Below are 9,268 nucleotides of genomic sequence, written 5' to 3'. Positions count from 1 at the left end.
TTCGGCTTCTTCTTCCTTGACATGATGCCGAATGTATTCCTCCAGAACAGTGACTCTCGCATCGTAAAGCTCATCCGCTGGCGAACCGTTCTTGAGTTCACGAATGAGTTTCTTGGCGCCGGCGTGTTCAACCAGTGCCTCGTTGACGATGTCCGCCAGATCCTTGTGCTCCTTGACGACCGGGTAAAAAATCTTCTCCTCGATCTTGGTATGGGCCTCTAGCGCCTCGCAGATACTGGCGACGATGCTTTTCTTTTTGCGGGCGTCTTTGGCGTCTTTGTAGGCGCCGAACAGGCCTTCGACCTCACGATGATCATTCTTGAGAAGACCAATCGCGTTGGGACGCGGGTCCAGCTTGTTCTTGATGGTGTTGAGCATGGCTGTTCTCCTGGGTCATGGCGAGCTACAACGGGAGCAGAATCTTGAGCCCACGAATCTGTCCCGATCGACCAGCAGCCAACGTGCCTGGACGTTCAGTTGAAAGTTCGGGGCGATTTTCACTTAGACGGTCGTAAGCTTGCTCAGCATCGGGTCCTCCGGGCCGACGGCAGACAATCGAAGTGCCCGGCTCCAAGCCGACATTTGCTACGGGCAAATTTATATTTCTTACAAGCGTTGAAGAAATTGCAGCCGAAATTCCAAATGATGAAGTTGCGCTGCAAAAAAAAACTCGCCGCACGGGGGAATGTGGCGAGTAAGCGGCCCAGCAAGGGGGAGGGCCGGAAGGAGATTGTCTTGCGTGCTGTCTAGCACCCTGCGTTCCCACCGAGATTTTTTGCCCGCCCCTTTCCGGTCATGTGCTCGGATTTGCAAACGTGCAAGCATGAAGTCTTCGCGACGACAGGCGCGCTCGTCGCCAGCATAAGAATTGTGTCGTTTCCCGCCAGAAGTTCTCCGGTACGCAGACCTCCTTGAGTTCAGCGCAATGGATGAGACATTCGAATTCCGGCGCACTTGGTCGGAATCTTCCCAAATGCTGTCCCGCTTACCTAAGAGGCCGATGGCGCAACGGCTGACGTATGCGTGCAGGCATGTTGGGTGCTACCGCCGCAGGTTGACGCAACCGCGGGGGCATCTGATGACCGACGTCCGTTCTGGCATCCATCATGACGAATTGCGGTTGGCCACTCCGTGGCTTGCTCGTTCCCGAGGCACTCCTGTCGGGAAAGCGGGACTGCCGCCGGAAAGCGGGACTGCCGCCGGCGCTAACTGGGACTCGGCGCCACGTCAACTGCGCGTCCGCAGGCATCGTGAGCTATTACACCGCCGGGCCAGATTCGCTGGTGGACGGCGCAGAAGCGGATCCACCTTTACTGCTGATTCATTGCGTCAGCGCCGCCGCGTCGGCTTACGAGATGAAGCCCTTGTATGAGTACTTTCGGACACGTCGTCCGGTCTATGCAATCGACTTGCCTGGGTTTGGCTTTTCCGAGCGGGACGATGTCGAATACTCTCCGAGGATCATGACCAACGCCATCCACGTTTTGGTCGCGGAAATCGCCAGCCGCCATGGCGCTGTTCAGATCGATGCAATGGCATTGTCCCTATCGTCGGAATTTCTCGCCCGCGCTGCGGCGGAGGCACCCAAAGCCTTTCGATCGCTGGGCCTCATTAGTCCAACGGGCTTCGAAACTGAGCATCGTCATGACGACAGGCCTGAGAGCAGCCGAGAGTTGAAATTTGTGAGTTGGTTGCTGTCCTTCAGACCGTTGGGCCAAGCGCTGTTTATCGCTTTGTCGCGGCCGAGGACCATCCGATATTTTTTAGAACGAACCTGGGGTAGCAGGCAAATTGATGAGGGCTTGTGGCGTTACAGCACGTTTACTGCCGCTCAACCAGGAGCTCGCTATGCGCCTTTACGATTCGTAACGCTGGCGTTGTTCAGCGCCGATATCTCTTGCGTCTACGAGGCGTTGCAATTGCCGGTTTGGATGTCGCACGGCGTTCGTGGAGATTTCACCGTATACCGTGGTGAGAAACCGATCGAGAAGCGCAGAAACTGGCACATCAGTGTGTTCCACACCGGTGCCATGCCCCATTTCGAGATGCGACAGCACTTCATTTCTGCATACAAGTTGTTTCTGCGACAGCACGCTCTTCGAGTTCGATCGGTACAGCTGACGCAAACGGAAGCGTTACGCACGGCGCATCGATAGCTGGTCCCAAGGTCAACCAGTGTGGTGCTAGGTGTTTAGCTTCCTCGAGTCAGGCTGGCTGCTAGAACATCAAGGGTTGCAAGCCCGCATATCTGTTGGAAGCAATTGCTGCCGCAGCCGTTTGGGTGCTTATGTCGCAAACGTCCGGATGTTCGCGGACGCTCATACAGGAGAAGTATCCGTGAGCAAATCAAAAACAGCGACGCCGAAAGATCCTCACCTTGAGCCGCAGGTTTGGAATGCCGAGGACGAAGGCTGGGAACCGATTCCAACACCCGGTAGCGAGCACGGCGCACCGCCTTCCGATCCCGAGATTCGGGAAGTCCGAAAACGGGATACGCCCAGCAATCCAATCGGGCCGGACCATCCGACACCCGAACTAAAAGATCAGCTGCCGCCGAATTTCAAAGCCAAGCTCCGTAAACCGGGCTTGAGATAACGGGCGCGGTGACAAATGTCGGTCGGCACAGATGCCGAGTCGCGCGACGGCTGCCGGATTACGGCCCAGCGCTGCCGCTGCATCAAATCCAAAAGGCGCCGCGTAGCGGCTCTCAAAGTGGACAACCGCGTTGGTTGTCGTGAGGGGAGACCCCGGGCCTGATCCAACATTTGGTGACGTTGCGGAGAACAGTTGTTCAACTTTGAAAAAATGATGCCTGCGAGATAGGGTTGCGCTCAAAAGAAGCCGTCAATGTGTCATGCCGAACGGCGATATTTTCGCGCACTGCAAGCGGGTGAGCGTCTGAGGTACCGCTGTCCAGATAACGATAACGCTCGGGGAAAAGGGGATGGATATTGCCAGACAGGGTGGGGTCAGCGGCTGCCAAAGACTGGCCCAGAGACTGTGGATAAGTATTCTTGCCGTGATGGTACCGGCTGCGGCCTACACTGCGCCGGGGGTCGACGGTCTGGAAGACCTGTCGCTCGAAGGCCTATCAAACCTTCGAGTCACGTCGGTGTCGAAAACATCGGAAGGCTTGCGCAGTGCGCCCGCTGCGATTTACGTCATTACCCGCGACGACATCCTGCGTGCCGGCGTCACCAGTATTTCCGAAGCGCTTCGGCTGGCCCCCAATCTGCTGGTCTCGCAGTACAGCGCCAGCAACTACATCGCCGGCGCCCGTGGCTCCGGTGGCGCCCAAGAAGCCCAGAACTTTTCGAACAAGCTGTTGATGCTGATCGACGGGCGCAGCGTCTACACGCCGCTGTATTCCGGCATCTACCTCGACGTTCAGGATCTGCTGATGGAAGACATCGATCGGATCGAGGTCATCAGCGGCCCCGGAGCCACCCTCTGGGGCGCCAACGCGGTCAACGGGGTGATCAATGTCATCACCCGTCCGGCTTACTTGACCGACGGTGGCCTGGTCAAAGGTGGTATCGGCAACCGAGATCGACGGATCAGCGGCCGTTACGGAGGCAAAATTGACGAGGCTCTGTCGTACCGCGTCTACGGCAAGATTTTCAAACGGGATGCCGAAGAACTTGCGGACGGCAACAGCGCGCTGGACGCCTGGGAAAAAGCCCAGGGTGGCTTTCGGGCTGACTGGTCGGGTGCTGCCGACTCGATCACCACGCAGGGTGATTTCTACCGAGCCAATCAAAGCCAGCCCAATAGCGACGACCAGACCTTGATGGGCGGCAATGTGCTGGCGCGCTGGCAACATCGCGGTGCTGGCAGCGAATGGCAACTGCAGAGCTATTACGACTACACCGAGCGCGCTCAGCCGCCAGGCGGATCGGCATTCACATTGAGCACTTTTGACGTCCAGCTTCAGCAACAAACGATACTAGGCCAGCACCGGATCGTCTGGGGGACGGGTAGTCGAGTGCACCGCTACCAGATCAGCGATGGCGTAGGCCTGACTTTCGAGCCGAATGAGCGAACCTTGGTGATCGCCAATCTCTTCGCGCAGGACACCATCGCGCTCTCCGACAGTGTCGATTTGACCGTCGGCCTTAAGCTGGAACGCAATCCGAACGTCGGCGTGACGCCGCTTCCGGACCTGCGACTAGCCTGGCGGATCACCGACGAACAGCTCTTATGGGCGGCGGCGTCCCAGGCTATCCGCTCGCCGACCCCGTTCGACAGGGACGTGATCGAGCTGGTCGATAACACGCCCTTTCTGACAGGAATTCGAAACTTCGATCCGGAGCGAGTCGATGCCTTCCAGCTCGGCTATCGCGTCCAGCCTCTGGCAAATCTGAGCTTGTCAGTGACGACGTTCTACAACCGCTATGACGACCTCCGCAGCATCGATCTCCAGTCGAGTACTGAGTTTCTGCCACTGAAATGGGGCAACGGGCTCAAGGGAGATACTTACGGTCTCGAAGCTTGGGGCAAGTGGCAGGTCACCGATTGGTGGCGGCTGGCGCCAGGTGTGCGTTTCCTGCACCGGAATCTGGCCTTCAAGCCCGGCGCAGTCGCCGTGGTCAATTTCTCGCAGGCCGGAAATGACCCCAGCCGCCAGGCGCTGTTGACCTCGTCGATGGATATCGCAGCCCGCACCAGCTTTAATCTGACGTTTCGTCATGTTGGCGCCTTGCCGGAGCCTCGCTTGGCTGCCTATCAAGAACTTGATGCCGCCGTCAGCTACTCGATTTCGCCGACCATCGACCTGTCGGTTACTGGCTTCAACCTGCTGCATGACCAACACCTGGAGTACCCGGCACCGAGCGGCGAATACATCCGCCGCCGGGTCGTCGGCCAAATTCGGTGGCTGTTCTGACCCCATGAAAAGTGCTCGCGCCGTCAGGCTGGCATTCGGCATTCTTGTCACGCTCTTAGGGCTGTGCTCCGTGCTGTTTCCTGTCTCGGCTGCGACTTACCGGGCAGATTCCGTCAAGGCGGCGTTTCTGTATCGGTTCACCGGCTACGTCGATTGGCCGGCTCAGGCACTCAGCCAGCCGATGTTCACGATCGCTGTGCTCGGCTCGGATGCGGTGGCAGAAGAACTGGGCCCGATACTGTCCGGGCGTTCGATCAAGAACCTTCCCGCCAAGGCGCGTTCAATTCAGGCGATCGATGAAATTGCCGATGCCCAGTTGCTGTACGTCGGACCGGACTACAACGGCGATCTACGAAGCGTTGTCGAGGCACTGGCCGGACAGCCGGTCTTGGTGGTCACCGACCACGAGCGCGGCCTCAATGAAGGCAGTGTGGTCAACTTCCTGCTCGTCGATCAGCGCGTGCGATTTGAAGTTTCGCTGCCGGCGGCGGCGAAGCTCGGATTGAAGCTCGATCCGGCGTTGTTGTCCGTTGCCACCCGTGTCCTCGGCTCACCTCGTTCGGAGCTCCCCTGCATGCCAGTGGTGCCGCCGCAGGCCGAAGACTGGGTTTGTCTAAGCCGGTTGGCGAGTCTGTGATGTCCGGCAACGGCCACCAAGCCAATCTCCGCCCCCGTTTCGGAAAGATGGTGGCGCGGTCGACGGCGACGTTACGGTCCCTACGCGACGTCCGGCGGTCGGTACGCGGCAAGCTGGTGGCTGTGGTGCTGCTGACCACCTCGCTCGCGTTGCTGGTTTCCAGTATCGCTTTCCTTGGCCACGACTTTTACAGCTATCGTGCGTCCTGGGCGGAAGACGTGGCAACCGAGGCCAACATTCTATCGCTGTCGACAGCGCCGGCGATGGCATTCGACGACCGTAAGGTCGCGACACAGAATCTCGCTGCGCTGCGGGCGCGCCCCTCGGTACTGGGGGCGGCACTTTACTCCCCCGACGGGGAGCTCTACGCCAAATTTGTCAGGCCGCGGGAGGCGGAACCGCCGGAACGCGCCCCTGACCAGTTCGATGGGGTGATGATCAACGGCCAGCATGTGGAGATCATTCGACGCATCTCATACAACGATGAATTCCTCGGCACCCTATATTTAAGTGCACGCTACGAAGTGATAGGCCGGGTTCGCGCGTATTTCGGCATTGTCCTGTCGGTCATGGTGCTGAGTATCGCGCTGGCGTTGTCGCTTTCGGCTTCGTTGCAACGTGCGATTACGTCACCACTGGAGGCGATCGCTGAGGTCGCCGGCCAGATCGTTAACCGGCGCGATTACTCGTTGCGCCTGGAACAGACCACGGAAGATGAAACCAGTGTCGTGGTTCAGGCGCTGAATAGAATGCTCGACGAGGTGCAGTCACGCACCCAAGCGCTGGAAGAATCGAATGCCTCGCTGCTGGAAGAGGTCGCCGAGCGACAGGCTGCAAGAGCGGCACTCGCCAGCGCCAACGCCCGTCTTGAAAGTACGATGGCCGCGGCCGAGATCGGCGGATGGGTCCGCGACTTCAAGACGGGCGAATTGACTGTTGATCGCAACTTCGCAGCGCTATTGGGCTGGTCCGACGAACTGATGGTTGGCCGCGATACAGAGCTGCGGCGGCGCAATATTCATCAGGACGATATTCAAGCATGGGATGCAGCCAAGGCTGAGGCACAGGTCACCGGCACCCTTGCCTCCAAGGAACTCCGCATCATCCAGCCGGATGGCAGTCTGCGCTGGGTCATCGCGCGAGGCAAGGTGCAGTTCGACGATGATGGCAGCCCCCGTCGCCTGGCAGGGCTCCTGATCGACGTTACCGCGCAGAAGAAAGCGGAGCAGGCGCGTCGCGACAACGAGCTTGTTTATCGCGCGATTGGAGAATCGATCGATTACGGCGTCTGGCTCACCGATCCCTCTGGGCGGAACACATATGCCAGCGAATCATTCCTTCATCTCACTGGTATGACGCAGGCGCAGTGTTCGGAATTTGGATGGGGCAATGTGCTGCATCCGGACGATGCCGAAGCAACAATCGAAGCATGGCGCGACTGCGCCAGTCGCGGTAGTGCCTGGTACCGCGAACATCGCGTGCTCGGCATCGACGGTAAATATCACGCAATTCTGGCGCAGGGCTTGCCGATTCGAGGAGACGATGGCGCGATCCAGGGCTGGGCCGGCATCAATCTCGATATTTCTCGACTGAAGCGGACCGAGGATGCGCTCCTCGCCGCCGATCGCCGTAAGGACGAGTTTCTGGCCACTCTGGCTCATGAACTGCGTAACCCATTGGCGCCGATCCGGAACGCTGCGGAAGTAGTCGGGTCGCCGCAAGCAACAGATGAACAACGTCAGTGGGGCCGCGACGTCATCGGACGGCAAGTCCGCAACATGGCACTGCTGCTTGATGACCTGCTTGACGTCTCGCGAATTAGCCGGGGGCGCCTGGAACTTAAAAAGGCAACGGTCAGACTTGCTGATCTGGTTGCCGCAGCAGTAGAAACGGCCCAACCGTTGATCACCACTCGGCAGCATCAGTTGACGATCATGCTACCGCCGGACCCCATCGAACTAAACGTCGATCCCCTTCGCATTTCTCAGATGCTGTGTAACCTGCTGACAAACGCGGCGAAGTACACCCCAAGCGGAGGTCAGATTTCCGTTTCAGCTGATGTCGACGAGAAAGGTCTGAGGGTGGCGGTCCGTGATAATGGAATTGGCTTAAGCAAGGCTGCCCTTACCACTGTCTTCGAAATGTTCTCGCAGGTGGAAGCTGCGTTGGAACGTAGCAATGGTGGGCTCGGCATCGGCTTGGCCCTAACGCGGGGATTGGCGTTGCTGCATGGAGGGTCCGTAGAGGCCGCCAGTGAGGGCGAAGGCAGCGGGAGTGCCTTTACCATTCATCTGCCATCCTCGGTTTTGATAGCCAACCCGTCCTCGATCAGCCGTAGTCCAGCGGAGACGAAAGCTACGACCACCAGTGAATGCAGCATTTTGGTCGCCGACGACAATCAGGACGCCGCCGACTCATTGGCTCTGCTGCTCGGCGTCCGCGGTTTCGACGTGCAGGTTGCCTATTCAGGGATGGAAGCGCTGGCGATCGCGCGATGCAATTGCCCGGCCGTCCTTATCCTCGACATTGGCATGCCACAAATTAACGGTTACGAAGTGGCGCAAACCATTCGCGCAGAGAGTTGGGGTGCCACACCCGTGTTGATCGCGCTGACCGGATGGGGACAGCAAGAGGACATCGATCGCGCCCGAGCGTCCGGTTTTGACATGCATTTCAGGAAGCCAGTCGACTTCAACATGCTAATCGCCAGCTTGAATTCGGCGCTGACCGCCAAGAGCGAATAGGTGGCGCGATAACTTCTGCCTCGACGATCGCTGGCAGACCACGCGCGCAACGCACCTCGTCGGCTGACCACGTCGGGCACCAGAAATAACACGAGATTTCGCAGGCATGGCGAGTGCTCGTCACTTTCTGTGACTTCACCTTTCCAAATGACGTATTCGACGGTGAATGGTGCAGGAATCGTCGATACAAGTTAAGGAGCCAAGCAATGAAGGCAGCCCAATTGCAGGATCCCCGAACGCGGGGACCAAAGCCACCTTTTGAACATCAACCTCAGCATCCACCCGGGAAGGATGGCGCTATGTCGCCATTAGCCGATCACGGCGAGAGCGGCTATCGGGCCAGTGCGCGCCTTGATGGTCGCGTCGCATTGATCACGGGTGGCGACAGCGGTATTGGCCGCGCGGTCGCTCTGCTCTATGCACAGGAAGGCGCTCGCGTGGTGATCACTTCCCTTGAAGTGGATGCAGATGATGCACGGCTCACCGTGGAGACTATTGAGCGCATGGGTGGGAGTGCCCTCTCGATACCGGGAGACATCCGCGATCCGGAATTCTGCCGGCTGCTGGTGCAGCGAACCGTTGCGGAGTTCGGCAGCCTCGATATTCTGGTCAACAACGCTGCCTTTCAAAGGGTCTACGAACAGTTGGAGGATGTTCAGGCGGAGGATCTTGACGCAACGTTTCGCACCAACGTTTTCGCTTTGATTTATCTCGTGCAGGCTGCCGCGAATCATTTAAGGGCGGGTAGTAGCGTCATCAACACTTCGTCCATCCAGGCTCTGGTGCCAAGTCCGGGTTTGATGATATACGCCGCGACGAAAGCGGCAATTTCCAGCCTCACTAAGTCTCTAGCTGCGTCGCTCGCGGAACGCGGGATCGACCTGCAGGTGCTCGACCAGGCCATCGACACGACCACGCCCGGCGGGCGCCTGGTCTTCCACATCTTCGCGGCCATCGCGGAGTTCGAGCGGAGCCTGATCCGCGAGCGCACCATGGGCGGGC

The 9,268-nt window shown here is 58.8% G+C and carries 7 protein-coding genes; 6 read left to right on the top strand and 1 reads right to left on the bottom strand.

Annotated features, from left to right (window positions below; all coding sequences use genetic code 11):
• Positions 1-378: hemerythrin domain-containing protein (locus QZY06_RS10615; RefSeq protein ID WP_295683880.1), on the bottom strand; the 378-nt coding region annotated here is incomplete at its 3' end.
• Positions 379-1,250: 872 nt separating this feature from the next.
• Here QZY06_RS10615 and QZY06_RS10610 point away from each other — a divergent pair.
• The 6 genes from QZY06_RS10610 to QZY06_RS10585 all read left to right on the top strand — a co-directional run.
• On the top strand, positions 1,251-2,156 hold the full coding sequence (locus QZY06_RS10610) for an alpha/beta fold hydrolase (protein ID WP_295683879.1): 906 nt from the start codon (positions 1,251-1,253) through the stop codon (positions 2,154-2,156).
• A gap of 181 nt (positions 2,157-2,337) precedes the next feature.
• Positions 2,338-2,595: a hypothetical protein gene (locus QZY06_RS10605; RefSeq protein ID WP_295683878.1), complete on the top strand. Its 258-nt coding sequence runs from the start codon at positions 2,338-2,340 to the stop codon at positions 2,593-2,595.
• A gap of 349 nt (positions 2,596-2,944) precedes the next feature.
• Positions 2,945-4,885 carry a TonB-dependent siderophore receptor gene (locus tag QZY06_RS10600; RefSeq protein ID WP_295683876.1) on the top strand — a complete coding sequence of 647 codons (1,941 nt, stop codon included), beginning with the start codon at positions 2,945-2,947 and terminating at the stop codon, positions 4,883-4,885.
• 4 nt (positions 4,886-4,889) lie between these two features.
• The gene (locus tag QZY06_RS10595) at positions 4,890-5,522 is read left to right on the top strand and encodes a YfiR family protein (RefSeq protein ID WP_295683874.1); all 633 of its coding nucleotides are present in this window, start codon (positions 4,890-4,892) and stop codon (positions 5,520-5,522) included.
• Between the two features lie 125 nt (positions 5,523-5,647).
• Positions 5,648-8,266: a PAS domain-containing protein gene (locus tag QZY06_RS10590; RefSeq protein WP_295683872.1), complete on the top strand. Its 2,619-nt coding sequence runs from the start codon at positions 5,648-5,650 to the stop codon at positions 8,264-8,266.
• A gap of 299 nt (positions 8,267-8,565) precedes the next feature.
• The coding region (locus QZY06_RS10585) for an SDR family NAD(P)-dependent oxidoreductase (RefSeq protein WP_295683868.1) at positions 8,566-9,268 on the top strand (703 nt) is incomplete at its 3' end.

The organism is uncultured Nevskia sp. (genome assembly GCF_903885465.1).
Taxonomy (GTDB): Bacteria; Pseudomonadota; Gammaproteobacteria; order Nevskiales; family Nevskiaceae; genus Nevskia.
This window is presented reverse-complemented; position numbering and strand designations above follow the sequence as displayed.